Origin of the sequence: Flaviflexus massiliensis, assembly GCF_001375495.1 — a bacterium.
Classification (GTDB): domain Bacteria; phylum Actinomycetota; class Actinomycetes; order Actinomycetales; family Actinomycetaceae; genus Flaviflexus; species Flaviflexus massiliensis.
In genome coordinates, this window is record NZ_LN831057.1 from 187504 (window position 1) to 202281 (window position 14778).

General features: G+C 58.9%; 12 protein-coding genes. 9 read left to right on the plus strand and 3 right to left on the minus strand.

Annotated features, from left to right (window positions below; translation table 11 throughout):
* Positions 1-152: 152 nt before the first annotated feature.
* Together BN1241_RS02415 and BN1241_RS02420 are read right to left on the minus strand one after the other, a co-directional pair.
* On the minus strand, positions 153-692 hold the full coding sequence (locus BN1241_RS02415; RefSeq protein ID WP_054952125.1) for a hypothetical protein: 540 nt from the start codon (positions 690-692) through the stop codon (positions 153-155).
* Positions 689-2101, minus strand: coding sequence for a PspC domain-containing protein (locus BN1241_RS02420; RefSeq protein ID WP_054952126.1), 1413 nt, complete (start codon positions 2099-2101; stop codon positions 689-691). The genes BN1241_RS02415 and BN1241_RS02420 overlap by 4 nt, the downstream gene beginning before the upstream one ends.
* 113 nt (positions 2102-2214) lie before the next feature.
* On the opposite strand from BN1241_RS02420, the gene BN1241_RS02425 reads away from it, so the two are divergent.
* Positions 2215-3354 carry a PspC domain-containing protein gene (locus tag BN1241_RS02425; RefSeq protein WP_054952127.1) on the plus strand — a complete coding sequence of 380 codons (1140 nt, stop codon included), beginning with the start codon at positions 2215-2217 and terminating at the stop codon, positions 3352-3354.
* Positions 3351-4004: a response regulator gene (locus BN1241_RS02430; RefSeq protein ID WP_054952128.1), complete on the plus strand. Its 654-nt coding sequence runs from the start codon at positions 3351-3353 to the stop codon at positions 4002-4004. The genes BN1241_RS02425 and BN1241_RS02430 overlap by 4 nt, the downstream gene beginning before the upstream one ends.
* Positions 4005-4149: 145 nt before the next feature.
* On the opposite strand, the gene BN1241_RS02435 is transcribed toward BN1241_RS02430, so the two are convergent.
* Positions 4150-6402 (minus strand): 6-phosphofructokinase, encoded by a 2253-nt coding sequence (locus BN1241_RS02435; RefSeq protein ID WP_054952129.1) that lies wholly within the window; start codon positions 6400-6402, stop codon positions 4150-4152.
* Between the two features lie 394 nt (positions 6403-6796).
* Between BN1241_RS02435 and BN1241_RS02440 the strand changes: the two genes are divergently transcribed.
* From BN1241_RS02440 to BN1241_RS02465, 7 genes are all read left to right on the plus strand, one after another.
* On the plus strand, positions 6797-8458 hold the full coding sequence (locus tag BN1241_RS02440) for a hypothetical protein (protein WP_054952130.1): 1662 nt from the start codon (positions 6797-6799) through the stop codon (positions 8456-8458).
* 104 nt (positions 8459-8562) lie between these two features.
* The gene (gene pgi / locus BN1241_RS02445) at positions 8563-10236 is read left to right on the plus strand and encodes a glucose-6-phosphate isomerase (protein ID WP_054952131.1); all 1674 of its coding nucleotides are present in this window, start codon (positions 8563-8565) and stop codon (positions 10234-10236) included.
* Positions 10237-10296: 60 nt separating this feature from the next.
* Positions 10297-11283 (plus strand): malate dehydrogenase, encoded by a 987-nt coding sequence (locus tag BN1241_RS02450; RefSeq protein WP_054952132.1) that lies wholly within the window; start codon positions 10297-10299, stop codon positions 11281-11283.
* Between the two features lie 312 nt (positions 11284-11595).
* Positions 11596-12075 (plus strand): iron chelate uptake ABC transporter family permease subunit, encoded by a 480-nt coding sequence (locus BN1241_RS13395; protein WP_222704383.1) that lies wholly within the window; start codon positions 11596-11598, stop codon positions 12073-12075.
* Positions 12076-12113: 38 nt separating this feature from the next.
* Entirely contained in the window at positions 12114-12623 is a 510-nt protein-coding gene (locus tag BN1241_RS13400) for a FecCD family ABC transporter permease (RefSeq protein ID WP_261795458.1), read from the plus strand.
* A 186-nt stretch (positions 12624-12809) separates the two neighbouring features.
* Positions 12810-13508 (plus strand): ABC transporter ATP-binding protein, encoded by a 699-nt coding sequence (locus BN1241_RS02460; RefSeq protein ID WP_082418168.1) that lies wholly within the window; start codon positions 12810-12812, stop codon positions 13506-13508.
* Positions 13509-13970: 462 nt separating this feature from the next.
* Positions 13971-14750: an ABC transporter substrate-binding protein gene (locus BN1241_RS02465; RefSeq protein WP_187117589.1), complete on the plus strand. Its 780-nt coding sequence runs from the start codon at positions 13971-13973 to the stop codon at positions 14748-14750.
* Positions 14751-14778 lie beyond the last annotated feature (28 nt).

Below are 14778 nucleotides of genomic sequence, written 5' to 3' on the forward strand. Positions count from 1 at the left end.
CGAGATGAACTCTCGGCCACCAGCCCCTTCCCGTCCTCACCCTTATGGCCTTAACTTTCACCGCCTCAATCCCTTTTACATGTTCGGGGCTGAGCCGCAGAGAAAGGCCCGGTAATTCGAGTGCTGAAGTGCAGTGTCTGCCGAATATTTGGTTAGGAAATATCGGCTTGTGACGTCACCCTGATCGTGGGCGCGGTGACATCGACGATGATGATGGGCTCGCCGCTCCCGGGGCCGACGTACACGTTCTTCTTTCCGTCCTTGCGTACCCAGGTCATATCCATATTCGGCCCAATATCAACATTGCTGGCATCGGTACGGATCTCAATACCTGGGGAGTTGACGATGATCGTGGCGACACCCGTGGTGGAGACGGGGATCGTGATCGGGGAACTCGGATCGAGCCAGCGCAGGTCCGCCACAACATCCTGCTGCCGTGATCTCACGCCGCTGACGGCGAGCTGTTCCGTGACGGGGGAGAAGCGGAGTGCCTCGGCTTTCTTTGAGCCACGAGGCAGGAGAGCGATGATGACAAGGAGGAGAGCGAGAGCGACGAGGGTGGCGATCAAGACCCCGGTGAGGCTGATGTCAGCGACAAAGTTCCAGCCGAGGGAGACCGCGAGGATCCACAGGGATTGGAGAACAACAAGGATTCCGATGATGATCGTGCCGAGCACGGGCTGCTTCGTCATTTTGACCTCTCAATGGTGAGTGTGGACATGAGGATGTCCGCGTTAATAACAATGTCGGCATCTGCCACCGAGTCGATGTCTCCGATATAGAAGACCTGTTCACCCGACAGGCTGTTGTTGGAGATGTTGCCCGTCCCATTGGGGGGAATGTCAGCCATAGCAAAGTCGGTGATGATCGCGATCTTCTGATCGTCACTAACGGTCAGCGTCAGTTCACCCATGCGCCCCACCACATCAAACGAGCCTTCCTCAAGGTCGGTGATGTCAATATCCATGGTGCCCATGACAAACGAGAAGTCGCCTTCGACCTGGGCCTGGCTTGTTGGGGCCCATGATCCTTCACCCATGAACACGTGGTGTTCGTTGTGCGGGAAGGTCGCCACCAAACCAATCGGGATGGTGAGGACAGCTGACATGATCGCAAGCAACGAGATCCCACCACCCCTGCGGCCCGTGGCTCCGTAAGCGATAACAACGAGGCCAAGGACGAGCGTGACAATGGCAAAACCGGTGAGTAGGAGGTTCGTGTTCGACAGGGAGGTCATGCCGCGGTCAATAAGGAAGGTGAGGCCAGCACCCGCGAGGAGCATAAAAGCTAGAGCGAGGAGCACCGCCCTGCCGCTCGCGGCCGGCCTGTCCTCGGTCCCAATGTCGGAGTACAGGGCACTCCGATCTGGGGCGTGGCCTGTCTGCTGAGCTGTGGGCTGAGCCTGTAGGGGAGAAGATGGCTTCTGGTCTGCTCCGGCAGATTGAGTTCCTGCTGCTCCGCCATCGGCAGCACCGTATCGGTCGGTCGGATCAGGGGCCCCCTGCCAGGCGGAGTTGCTCGGGTTTGCACCGTTTTCTTTCATGCCGAACCAGGAATCTTGGCCCTGCGTGGAGAAGGCGGGGGAACCTGACATTGATTCTGAGTATCCCTGCTCGTGGGTTGTCTGCCAGGTGAAGGGATCGGTATTACCGTGGTTTCTCTGTGGGGAATGCTGCTGGTTTGCTCGCTTGCCGGAATTGGTGAGATAGATGACGAGCCAGACGATGAAACCGATCGTGATGATCGTGGCGACAATCGAACCAATTGAGATGAATGCCCACCCGTGACCGAAGACTCTTCCGCCCGAAAGGGCGAGGAGCATGAGGAGCACGCCGAGGACCAGGCTCGGTGACAGTTTTCCGTAAAAGGGCTCCTGAGCGTGAATACGGCCCTCGTGGTCGGGGAGAAGCATCCAACCCAGGGTGTAGAGGGCGATGCCGATGCCGCCAAAGAAGGCAAGCACGATGAATGCGGCACGAATGAGGAGCGGGTCAACATTCCAGTGCTTGGCAAGTGCCGTGCTGACACCCGCCATCGGAGCATCATCGGGGCGCGTAATCTCGAACCGCCGAATCGAATCAAAAAAACTATCACCAGTCATGCTTCCATTCTGACCAGGACCGGTTCCCACCGATATTGGGGCTTCCCCTGATTCATCCCTGAGATATGCAGGGGAGGGGGCTATCAGGGTCCGGGTCGTGGGAAGATTTAGCCATGGAACGATATCCGTTACGAAGGCCCGAGTCGGGACGGCTCATCTTCGGCACCTGCCAGGCAATAGCCGACCACCTGGCCGTCAACGTGTGGATCGTTCGTGCCATTTTCTGCGTGCTCGCCTTCGTGCAGTTCGCTGGAATCTTTGCGTACCTGTTCCTCGCGTTCACCATCCCGAGCTCGACGGAGGTTCCGGATCGAGTAGAAAAGCGCTTTGTTCCTAGTCTCCGTACCCGGCTTCTGGTTCTTGCCGGGCTGATCCTTGTGGCCGCGATCGTCCTGTGGGCCAGCAACCAGGTTTTCAACATCAACCTGGGACTCATCGTGTCCATCACCCTGATCGTCATCGGTGCGGGACTGGCGTGGACAACGAGTGGCGGGAGCATCAAAGTCCAGCTGATCCGTATCATCTCCGGCATCGTCCTCCTCGTTATTGGGGTCCTCATCTTCGCGGTCCGGGACGAAGACTTCAGCACGATAACCCTGTCCGTCATCATCGGCCTATCCGTGCTCGTCCTTGCCCTCGGTGGGCTCTGGCCCGCGGCAACTCGGATGATGAGAGAGCTTGATCAGGCCAGGCGCGAGACAGCGTCCGAATCAGCACGCGCCGATATTGCTGCTCACCTGCACGACTCCGTCCTCCAAACCCTCACCCTCATCCGCAACTCTTCCCACAACCCCGCTACCGTGACCCGACTTGCCCGTGTCCAGGAACGCCAACTCCGCTCCTGGCTCTACGAGGGAGAAAAAGAATCCTCCACCATCTCCCAGTCCCTGAAAGCCATGGTGGGAGAAGTTGAAGACCTCTACGGAACCGAAGTGGACTACGTGGCGGTGGGCGATGGGGAGGCGGATGAACACAGCGCAGCACTTCTCGCAGCCGGGCGGGAAGCGCTCGTCAATGCCGTCCGACACGGGACTGCCCCCGTCACGTTCTACGCCGAATTCAGCAAGGACAGCACCGATCTGTTCATCAGAGACCACGGAAACGGATTCGATATCGACCAGATCCCAGACGACCGTCAGGGAGTTAAAGGATCAATTCTTGGGCGAACTGAACGCCACGGTGGAACTGCCACAATAAGAAGACGGGACCCCGGAACCGAGGTCCACATCCATTTACCACGAGGTGTCTCATGATTCGCGTTGTCATCGTCGACGATCACCCACTCGCCAGGGCAGGCATGGTGGGGGAGCTAAGCAGAGTCGGAGGCTTCGAGATCGTTGGGGAAGCCCACGATGTTGACTCCGCCATCACCACCATCCGCAACACACTCCCCGACGTTGTCCTTCTCGATGTGCACATGCCGGGAGGAAGCGGAGGGGGAGGAGCCGAAGTTGTACGCGACTGCACTGATCTCTATCCCACCACCAAGTTCCTCGCCATCTCCGTTTCTGATGCGGCAAGGGATGTTGTGGCGGTTGTCAGGGCGGGCGCTCGCGGATACGTCACGAAAGACGTGACGGGAGAAAAGCTGGGGGATGCGATCCGCAGAGTCCACGAGGGTGATGCTGCCTTCTCGGCTCGGCTCGCTGGTTTCGTCCTCGATGCCTTCGGTTCAGGGGCAGGAGATGTTGCGGTTCAGGATGATGAACTTGATCGCCTCACGGGACGCGAACAGGAAGTCATGCGGCTTATTGCCAGGGGGATGGCATACAAGGAAGTCGCAAGCGACCTGTACATCTCCATCAAAACCGTCGAAACCCACGTCTCGGCAGTCCTTCGCAAACTCCAGCTTTCCAATAGGCACGAGCTTGCCAGGTGGGCCGCTGCTCGCAGGATCGTGTGAGAACACGATCGTGACGTTGAAGAGTGTCGCAAAGCTGGTTTTGGAATTTGTGAGATGTGGGTGGGCCTCCTGACCATTGTCAGGAGGCCCACCCACATGCCGGACTGAAGTATCCGAGCGCTCTCAGCTGTTCAGCCTGGTTAGTTTAGTTAGCTTCGGGTGAGACCAGGATTGACAGAGGTTTCGCCTTTCCCCCGAAATAGGGGTCGGACACCATATATGTGACGTCCTTGAGGCCCAGCCACCACTGGTTGCTGGGGAGCCTCGTTTCTGGATCCCAATACTCCTCCATGTGGCTGAGGGGATGGATCGAAATCTCTCCTTCTTCCATGCCAACGAACGTGCAACTGTCCTTACCTGCTGCTAGGTATTTATCGAGTGCTGCCATGGCCCGGTTCACGAGGCGAACCGCAAGCAGCCGGTCGAATGGCGTGGGATTCCCGCCCTGCTGCATGTGGCCAATAATGGATTGGCGAACATCGAACAGGCCGCCGCCTTCTTCTTCAAAGACTCGCGTGAGGAAGTCGGTTGTGTACTGCTCGGAGGCGTACTCGTTGCGGACAACAAGGTAGAGGCTACGACCACGCTCGAAAGCGTTAATCATCTTTTCCGTGTCTTCGGAAAGCTGAGCGAGGGTGATCCCTGTTTCGGCGAGATAGACCTGCTCGGCACCGGAAGCGATCGCGCTCATGAGGGCCAGGTATCCCGAGTTGCGTCCCATCGTTTCCGTAACAAAGCAACGGCGGGACGCGGACGCGGACTGCTTGATCTGATTGAGGGCGGTGACGTTTGTGTTGAGGGCCGTGTCGGTGCCGATCGAGAGTTCGTTGGCCGGCAGGTTGTTGTCGATGGAGGCGGGGACGCAGATGATGGGGATGCGGAAGGCGGAGAAGCGCTGGCGCTCTTCCTTCATCTTGATCGCAGCCTCGTAACCGTTGAGCCCGCCGATCATCATGATTGCGGAAATACCGTGGTCTTCGATGGTGCGACCCATGTCGTAGAACTCGTCGATGGAGGGAATGCGGCGGCGAGTTCCAAGTACGGCTCCGCCCATACCCGACCAGGAATCCACCTCGGACCACGACAGCGGCATGATGTCGCCGTTCACCAGGCCGGGTAGGCCGCCCTTGATGCCCACCATTTCATATCCGCGGTCAATACCCATGCGCACCGCGGCGCGCACCGCGGAGTTCATGCCGGGGGCGAGGCCACCAACGTGAACGACGGCGATCTTGCCCTTCGGAGTGGTGACGGTGCTGGTGGGGATGGCGGAGGCCATGGTGTCGAAAACCTGAAGCATCTCACCGTAGGAACCCCCTCGGGAAGCGACAGCTGCCTCGTAGTTCGCCTCGGATGTGTATTTCTTGACCGCCCGCGTTTGTTCCACTGCTTTCATGAGGGGAAGCTTGACGATTCTGTTGCGGCGGGTGCCGACAATGAATGGATCACCGCCGGTGGTCAGCAGTTCAAGAGCCGCAGTGTAGCCGAGCAGCGTGGGCATCCACCTGTCGTAGGCGGAGGGGGAACCGCCGCGCTGAACGTGGCCAAGCAGCGTGACGCGGGCGCCTTCGCCGAGTCCTTCTTCGATGACGTTCTTGACTCGCTCGGAAGTAATGGGGGCACCGTTTCGGTCGGTGGCTCCCTCGGCGAGAATAATGATGGAGTCGCGGCGTCCCGCCTCCCGGCCCTGCTTAAGTGCTTCGCACATGTCGTGTTCCCAGCCGTCAGCCGGCGGCTGCTCGGGAACAAACACATAGTCACAGCCACCGGCAATTGCGCTCATGAGCGCGAGATAGCCGCAGTGACGGCCCATGACTTCAATGACGAAGGAACGACGGTGCGATTCAGCGGTCGAGGAGATCGCGTCAATGGCATCGATAATGCGGTGGAGAGCCGAGTCTGCTCCGACGGTCATGTCGGTCCCCACCAGGTCGTTGTCGATGGAACCGACGACACCGGCAATGTAGAGGCGCGGGTGAGTATCCGCCAGCTCCTGATCGATCTCTCCCCGGTCAACGAGTTCTTGAGCGAGGGAGGGCCACTCGGTCGCCAACTCATTCGTGCCCGTCAGGGTGCCGTCACCGCCGATCGAGATGAGACGGTCGATGCCTCGGGTGATGAGGTTCTTGACCACGGCCCTCATACCTTCGCGCTCGCGGAACTTATCGGAGCGCGCGGTGCCGATAATGGTGCCACCGCGATGCAGGATGTCGGAAACGTCGGACCAGGTCATCTCCTCAATGAGATCCCCGCCTTCAACAGCGCCCCGCCAGCCTTCTCGGATGGCGTACGGCTTCGCCCCCTCGTGAAGTGCGGTGCGGACAACTGAACGGACAATGGCATTCATGCCCTGGGCATCGCCGCCCGAGGTCAAAACAGCAATCTTCACTCGTTCCATACCTCTATTGTCACCCACGGAAGAGCGAAAGTGGGTCCCTTACTGAAACAAGAAATGGCAATGAATGCATGCTCGGGAGGCGCCGGGGAGCTACGTCGTGGCTATGCCAAGCTGTCCTTGTGCCGTGACCAGGTTGTGCATAAGTAGCGCTGACCTGTTTCTTTGTTGCCGTCTTGTGCACGTCGAATGTGCCGCACATGTCTGACTTGAAACGGGCCGCAACGGTACCTGCGTGGGGGAGTTGCGGGGTCGTGTGAGAGCCTGCCAGCGTTGCGGGAATCTCGCATGCGCGGGGAAGAAATACATGGAAATGCGCCGGTCGTTGGCGGTGGACCAGTCCCCAAAGTCGGGTTGGGAGGCCCGGCAGGGCAGAAAGTAGTCCATAATTTACGCCATGAGCAATGATGACCGTTTCCGCCCCCAGAACGAACACCCCGAATCCCACGGTGGGCAATACCCGCCGGGTCAGGGGAGCCCGCACACGGGAGAAGGTCAGAATCTGCAATGGTCCGGCCAGAGCCCTCACACCGGACAGGGCCCCCAGTGGCAGGGCGATCCTCAACAGGGATACCAAAACCAGCAGGGATACCCGCAGCAGGGAAGCGGTCACAGCCCGCACACCGGTGAGGGACAGAACTATCAGTGGTCGAGCGGATCCGCTGGAACGGGGGAGTACCCCCAGCAGTCCCAGTGGCCGCAGCAGGTTCCACCCCCGGGAGGCCCCGGTGGTCCGAACCAGAACTGGGTCCAGGGTGGCTACCCTGAAAAGAAACGTCGTTCAACAGCGATCATTGCGGTTCTCGTTGTCATTGTTCTCGTGCTTGTTGGGCTCGGCATCTGGTGGTGGACCGGTAGGTCCTCCGAGGCCGAAGCGGCAGATGGTGCCGGCAGCCCCGAAGAAGCAGCAAACCTCCTGGCAGAACGAATCAACGGAGAAGACTTCACCGAGTTCTACGAATCAATGTCTCCGTCTGAGAAGCAGTACGGTTCCGCTCTCGTTTCGCTCTTGCTCAGCTACTCGTGGGAGACCATGAGCGGGGGAACCGGTTCGGATGAGGACATGCAGGAGTTCTTGACCGACTCACTGGACCGCTACACCGAGGTCGTTGACTATTCTCTCGAGATTGGTGACATGACCGAGGTGCCCCTCATGACCGGCATGACCGGAATCAGCATCACCGATGGAAACGTCCAGTTTGAAATCACCGACATGGATGAATTCGGTGCGATCACGGCTGATCTGCTGACCGAGCTATACACGGAAGAGCAGCTGTACGCGATGGCAGGTACTGCGGATGAGGAGGAGCTTGCAGACTTCGTCATTGAGGCAGCAAACGAGGCATACACCGGGCCGGCAAGCTTTGAATTCTCCGAATCGGAGCCACTCGTCCTTGTCATGGTGGAAGAGGAAAAGGGCTGGTACGTATCACCCATCGCCTCGATTGTTTCCTACATGAACACGGACTACTTCGTGGACGAAACTGAGCGTCAGAGCTACATTCAGCGCAATGGCGAATTCAGCCTCACGACACCGACTCCTTCCTCCAGCCCGGAAGAAGCAACCGAACGCTTCATCAAGGCTCTGTCGGATGAGTCCATCACCGATGTGCTCGGCTACCTGCCGCTTGCGGAACAGCGCGGAATCGGTCTTGCCATCTACCTCGCAGACATGCCTGAGATTCAAGAGGTTACCTTCGGTGATCTCATGCGCCTGTCCAACGTGGCAACGACATCCGTGGAAATCTCCGACCACTCGGCCCTCGCGATACTCGATGCGTTCCTCATCGACTTCAATCCGGCTCTGACCGGGACCAGCATGCAGATCAAGCTCGAGGATGAGAAGCTGACAATCGGCACCTGTGAACCCGTTGACGTGTCGATCCTCCTGGATGAGGATGCACCCGTCCTCGCCTTTGCCACCATCCACGATGAATCGGGCTGGAACGTCTCACTTATTGGCACGTTTGTGAACGCCGCTGGAGCGGTCTCAACCGATGCTGAGAACATGGATGACTACGAAGAACTGGCAAATGAATTAGGTCAATGCGGCTTCTAGTTCACCATATGGACTAGTGCGTGGCGGGGTTACCGATAGGGGCCCCGCCACCTCATTTGTTATGTGAGAATTGGGTAAAAGTAATTTCAGCGACAAGGACAATCATGACAGCATCTCCCATTGATCCAACGGTGACATCAGCCTGGAAGAGGCTTGAGAAGATTGCGGACGGCTTCAACCCCAACTTCCACGAGTGGTTTGCGTCCGACCCTGACCGTGTTGAGAAATTCTCTTACGAGGCCGGCACCCTCCATATCGACCTGTCGAAGTCGTACCTCACCGACGAGGTACGTGACGCACTTGTTGCACTCGCGGAAGAAACAGGGGTTCTGGAACGCCGGGATGCGATGCTCCGCGGCGAACGCATCAACGTGACCGAGGACAGAGCAGTTCTCCACACGGCACTGCGCGCACCCCGGGGCGAAACGATCACCGTCGACGGTGAGAATGCCGTCGACCAGGTACACGAGGTTCTTGATCGGGTTTACGAATTTGCCGACAAGGTTCGTAGCGGACAGTGGACAGGTGTGACCGGCAAGCGCATCACCACCGTCGTCAACATCGGTATCGGTGGCTCCGACCTTGGCCCTGTCATGGCGTACGAGGCGCTCAAGCCTTATGTCATGGCCGGCATTGAAGCGGTCTTCATCTCCAACATTGATCCGAGCGATGCGGGAGAGAAGCTCAAGGGACTCGATCCCGAAACAACTCTCTTCATTATTGCCTCAAAGACCTTTACCACCCTCGAAACTTTGACCAACGCGAAGGTCGCCCGCGAATGGTTGCTGACGAACCTGCCCGAGGGCACGAGAGATGGCGCAGTGGCCAAGCACTTTGTTGCTGTCTCGACCGCGCTCGACAAGGTTGCTGACTTCGGCATCGATCCCGACAACGCTTTCGGTTTCTGGAGCTGGGTGGGTGGCCGCTACTCGGTTGACTCGGCCGTGGGCACGAGCCTCGCGGTCACGCTTGGCCCGGACAACTTCCGGGACTTCCTGGCCGGCTTCAGGGCCATGGATGAGCACTTCGCGGGTGAGCCCGTGGAACAGAACGTGCCGATCCTGCTCGGGATGCTCAACGTGTTCTACTCGAACTTCCTTGACGCACCCACCCACGCGGTCTTGCCCTACTCGCAGTACTTGCATCGCTTTGCTGCCTACCTGCAGCAGCTCACCATGGAGTCGAACGGCAAGTCCGTTCGCTGGGACGGCACACCGGTAACGACCACGACAGGCGAGGTGTTCTGGGGTGAACCCGGCACGAACGGTCAGCATGCCTTCTACCAACTCATTCACCAGGGCACCCAGCTGATCCCGGCCGACTTCATTGCGTTCGCGAATCCGACATACCCGTTTGTGACCGACGGACAGGACCAGCACGAACTGTTCCTTGGAAACTTCTTTGCCCAAACCAAGGCGCTCGCCTTCGGTAAGACGGCTGATGAGGTGCGTGCCGAAGGCACGGATGAAGCAATCGTTCCCGCCCGTGTCTTCCCGGGTAACAAGCCCACCGCCTCCATCATGGCTCCCGAGCTTAGCCCCTACGTGCTCGGCCAACTCATCGCGCTCTACGAGCACATCACGTTCGTGCAGGGCATCGTGTGGGGAATCGACTCCTTCGACCAGTGGGGAGTGGAGCTCGGCAAGCAGATGGCAAACGATCTGGGGCCCGCAATCGCAGGCGATGAGGACGCGCTTGCCACTCAGGATCCGTCGACCCGTTCGCTCATTGCCTACTACCACCGCCAGAGGGACGCAAGGCCCGGCATCGGCAAGTAGGACGGCGTAGACTGAGACCTGGGTAACCCGATCGGGCCCGTATCGACATAGGAGTTGTATATGACCACGTCACCCATCACCGTGACAGTAACTGGAGCCGCAGGCAACATCGGATATGCGCTGCTGTTCCGCATTGCATCCGGAGGCCTGCTGGGGCCGGACGTCCCCGTCCGCCTCAACCTGCTGGAGATCCCCGCCGCCGTTAAGGCCGCCGAGGGCACGGCAATGGAGCTCAACGACTCGGCATTCCCCCTGCTCGACTCCGTCAACATCTACGACGATGTCAACCAGGCATTCGAGGGAACCAACGTCGGGCTGCTCGTCGGTGCACGCCCCCGCACAAAGGGCATGGAAAGGGCCGACCTGCTTGCCGCGAACGGCGGCATTTTCGGCCCCCAGGGCAAGGCCATCAACGACCACGCCGCTGATGACGTCAAGGTTCTTGTTGTCGGTAACCCCGCGAACACCAACGCCTACATCGCGGCAGCCTCTGCACCGGATGTGCCTGCGGACCGCTTCAATGCGATGATGCGCCTGGATCACAACCGCGCCATGTCCCAGTTGAAGGAAAAGACCGGCACCGCGATCTCCGACATCAAGAAGGTCGTTGTCTGGGGCAACCACTCCGCCGATCAGCACCCCGATGTTTCGTACGCGACCCTCGATGGCAAGCCCGCACTTGAAGCGGTGGACGCACAGTGGCTTGACAGCTACTTCGTGCCCACCGTTGCCAAGCGTGGTGCGGCAATCATCGAAGCCCGTGGAGCATCGTCGGCAGCATCTGCCGCCTCCGCCGCCATCGACCACGTCTACGACTGGGTGAACGGCACAAAGGAAGGTGACTGGACGACCGCAGGCGTAGCCTCACACGGCGAGTACGGCGTTCCCGAAGGCCTCATCTTCGGATTCCCCACCACGTCAGCGGGCGGTGAATGGCAGATCGTGACCGGACTCGACGTATCCGATGCAACCCGCGCCGGCATTGAACGCAACATCAAGGCCGCGCAGGAAGAGATTGACGCCGTCAAGGAACTCGATATTCTCTAACGTCCGACCAAGCGACTCAGCAAGCAAACGATATCTAGTTGGTTGCTGAGTCAATCGAGAAGGCGATGATGGCCCGCCCCGACCCGGGGCGGGCCACTCCTTTGCCCGCGTTCCGAAGTTCAGACTCTAAGCCCCAGTACTTGAGTGAGAACCACAGGACCATTTGCATCCCCAACGAACCTAAGCTCCTTCCGGAGCGAGGATTTTGCCGCGAGATCCGTAGCGAAGGTCGGTGGCTTGTTGAGAGCAGGGTAGTAGAGACGCTGACAATCATTTATTACAAACGATTATTATTATCGTTACATTGGGGTGGTGTCCTTAACCACCCATGTATCTTCTCGCCCGCGGACCCTTGGCTTCCTTGCCGTCGCAGCGTTGGTTCTGGCCTTTGTTGGCCTCATGGTTGGTCCTCACTCGGTACCGGTGACCGATACGCTCCGAGTGTTCGCGGCCATGTTGGTGGGGGACGGGGATTTTGTTGGATCCGATGCAGTCATTTACGCGGTGCAGGTCCCGAGAGTTCTCGTTGCACTGCTCGTTGGTGCGGGACTTGGGGTGGCGGGTGCTGCGATGCAGGGAGTGTTTCGCGATCCGCTTGCCGAACCGGGAATCACGGGAGTCTCTTCCGGTGCCGCCACCGTCGCCGTGATCCTCATTGTCACCGGGCTGGCAAGCTCTCACTGGCTCGTGCTTCCCGTTGGCGCGTTTCTTGGTGCTCTCGGTGCCCTCCTCATCGTCCATGCCTATGGCGCCCGGGCGGGATCAACATCGTCCCTCTTGCTATCGGCATAGCCTTCAATGCATTCCTTGGCGCAATCATCAGTGCGGTTGTGGCGAATGTGAGCGATGCGGAAGATGCTCGCTCGGCAATGTTCTGGCTCAACCGGAGCCTCGTGGGTCGGACCATGAGCGATGTTGGAATTGCCTTTCTTCCGCTCCTTATAGGAGTTGTGATCGTCCTCTGGTTTGCTCGGGATCTTAACTTGCTGTCTCTGGGGGAAGCGACGGCTGCGACGAGCCGAATAAACGTTGGGAGGGTGAAGCAGGGGATCTTGGCCGGGGCGGCACTAGCAACCGGGGCAGGAGTTGCGATCACCGGGGTGATTTCCTTCGTGGGACTCGTTGTCCCGCATCTCATTCGTTTGATCTGGGGATCGGATCACCGTTTCCTGCTGCCTGCGAGCGCAATCCTTGGCGCTATCTTCCTGCTGCTGGCCGACACGGTGGCACGGCTCCTGTTCTATCCCATCGTCCTTCAAACCGGCACCGTCACGGCCTTCCTGGGTGCCCCGTTCCTCCTCGCTCTCGTGCTCTCGCAGTCCCGGAAAGGCCTTTCATGATGAACAAGACAGGAGCCGTCCTGGCTCAGGGCAGACAGTCCTGCTGGACCGCACGAAAAGGTTTTTGACCAAGCAACGACCATGGGCCAGCCAGGCCAGGAAATCAGCGGACGTCTCGGCAATCACACTGGAGAACGTAAGTGTGTCCTATCGGAACCGAGAAGTGCTCACCGGACTATCGACTGAATTCGAAGAGGGGCTCATTCACGGAATTATCGGGCCAATGGTGCAGGTAAATCCACGCTCGTGAAAGCTACCCCGGGACTCCTCCCGTACCGGGGACTCATCGAAGTGCAGGGCCGAAACCTTGACAGCAATTCGTCCAAAGAGGGTGCCATGTTCATGAGCTATCTCCCTCAAGACATTCCTCCCGTTGACATGATCGGAAGGGACTACGTCACCATGGGACGCTATCCCTGGCGCTCGCGGATGAGTGGGTTGACCGGCGAGGATTCGCGACATGTGGAAGAGGCCCTGGAAATCACAGGTGCGAAGGCCTGGGCTAATCGGCCCGTGCGAACAACCTCCGGTGGGGAACGGCAGCTCACCGCACTGTCCCGCGCGATTGCTCAAGATCCCAAGATTCTCCTCGTAGACGAAGCGAGCTCTGCGTTGGATATGGGGCATGAGATCACCGTGTTTCGCCTCCTTCGCCCCTGGCTGGAAGGAGGCCATGGCCGGACGGTTCTCGTTGTCCTCCACGACCTGTCGCTCGCTGCACGATTCTGTGACCGACTCACCCTGCTGGTCAAAGGCAAGATCGTTGCCCAAGGAACTCCCGAGGATGTGCTCCACCCACAGATCCTTCACGACGCTTACGGGGTCACGGTGGACGTCAGTCGAAACGAAGCGACGGGAACTCTGCACGTCACGGCATTGGACTAGCGATCGAAATACGCGCGGTTCCTGATCCAAACCATTGTCACACCGTGTGGAACTGCGTGGGTGAAATAGTCCGCCTAGCAGTCGCGCAACTGTTCTAAAGGCGCCGTTCTAGTAATCCCACCTCATTATCCGACTACGCAAGTTGAATACAAGACAGAAAGAGAACCAATGAAAACTCGACTATCAGTAGCCACGCTTGTGGCTGTGTTAGGCATCAGCGCACTTGCTGCCTGCGGCAGTGACAATGGGGAAGATTCTTCCGACAGGATAACGGTGACCGGGCATTCCGACACCGCTGCGACACACGAAACCCTTGATGATGGAATCGATGCTGGGAATGGTAGTGAACCGGGATCGAGGTAAGGCTCTGGTAGCTCTGCCTCGGAGGGAGAATGGCCAAGGACGGTAAGTCTTGGTAAAACCGAGGTGACGATCGAGGAGGCACCGCACAGAATCGTTGCCGTGTCCGCAGAAACCGCCGAGATCGCACTGCTCCTGGTCGGGGCTGAGAGGATCGTTGCGGTGCCCGCCAGGGCACAGGGCGATCACTCCACGAGTGACGAACTTGCCTCACAGGTGGGGCAGGTGCTCCCACCCGGAACCGACCCGGATCCTGAGCTGATCCTGTCTATGGAACCGGATCTGGTCCTCAATACTGCACGGCACGGAGGTGAAGAAACAGCTGGGGATCAGCTCGAACAAGCAGGTGTTCCCGTCCTCAACATTGACCCTGATGCCTTCGCGACACCCGAGAAAGTCGCGGAGACTGCTCGGGCCCTCGGTGCGGCACTGGGTGAGGAAGAGCTCGCAGAGCAACTCTCTGCAGAGTTCCGCTCCGACATCGAAGAGCTCGACAGTCAGCGTGAAGACACTGATGCGAGGTTTTTGGTACTCATGGCACGCAGGGACACTGTCATGGCCATGGATGACTCCCTTACGCTCCCCGGCCTCATCACCCGCGCCAACGCCACCAACGCAGGGGAGAGGATCGGACTGACTACTACACGGCCGATCGATGCGGAACAGATCGTCGCCGCCAATCCGGACGTGATCTTCTTAGAAGACTTCCAGGGAATGGGGGAAGAACCGTTCGCGGAGCTTCTCGACAATCCCGCACTCGCCAGCGTTCCAGCGGTTGGGGAAGATCGTATCTTTGTCATTCCGATGAGCGAAGCATCCGGCATCTCCGGACTCAATACCGCAGAGGGCTATCGGAAGATCATTGAGACGCTCGCGGGGTAGGGTGACTACCCGCTAAGCGTAGGTGTGC

What these genes read in the sequence shown, in the direction of transcription:
- BN1241_RS02420 (WP_054952126.1), bottom strand. Translation starts at nt 2,101, where the DNA reads ATGACTGGTGATAGTTTTTTTGATTCGATTCGGCGGTTCGAGATTACG.
- BN1241_RS02440 (WP_054952130.1), top strand. Translation starts at nt 6,797, where the DNA reads ATGAGCAATGATGACCGTTTCCGCCCCCAGAACGAACACCCCGAATCC.
- BN1241_RS02430 (WP_054952128.1), top strand. Translation starts at nt 3,351, where the DNA reads ATGATTCGCGTTGTCATCGTCGACGATCACCCACTCGCCAGGGCAGGC.
- pgi (WP_054952131.1), top strand. Translation starts at nt 8,563, where the DNA reads ATGACAGCATCTCCCATTGATCCAACGGTGACATCAGCCTGGAAGAGG.
- BN1241_RS02415 (WP_054952125.1), bottom strand. Translation starts at nt 692, where the DNA reads ATGACGAAGCAGCCCGTGCTCGGCACGATCATCATCGGAATCCTTGTT.
- BN1241_RS02435 (WP_054952129.1), bottom strand. Translation starts at nt 6,402, where the DNA reads ATGGAACGAGTGAAGATTGCTGTTTTGACCTCGGGCGGCGATGCCCAG.
- BN1241_RS02450 (WP_054952132.1), top strand. Translation starts at nt 10,297, where the DNA reads ATGACCACGTCACCCATCACCGTGACAGTAACTGGAGCCGCAGGCAAC.
- BN1241_RS02425 (WP_054952127.1), top strand. Translation starts at nt 2,215, where the DNA reads ATGGAACGATATCCGTTACGAAGGCCCGAGTCGGGACGGCTCATCTTC.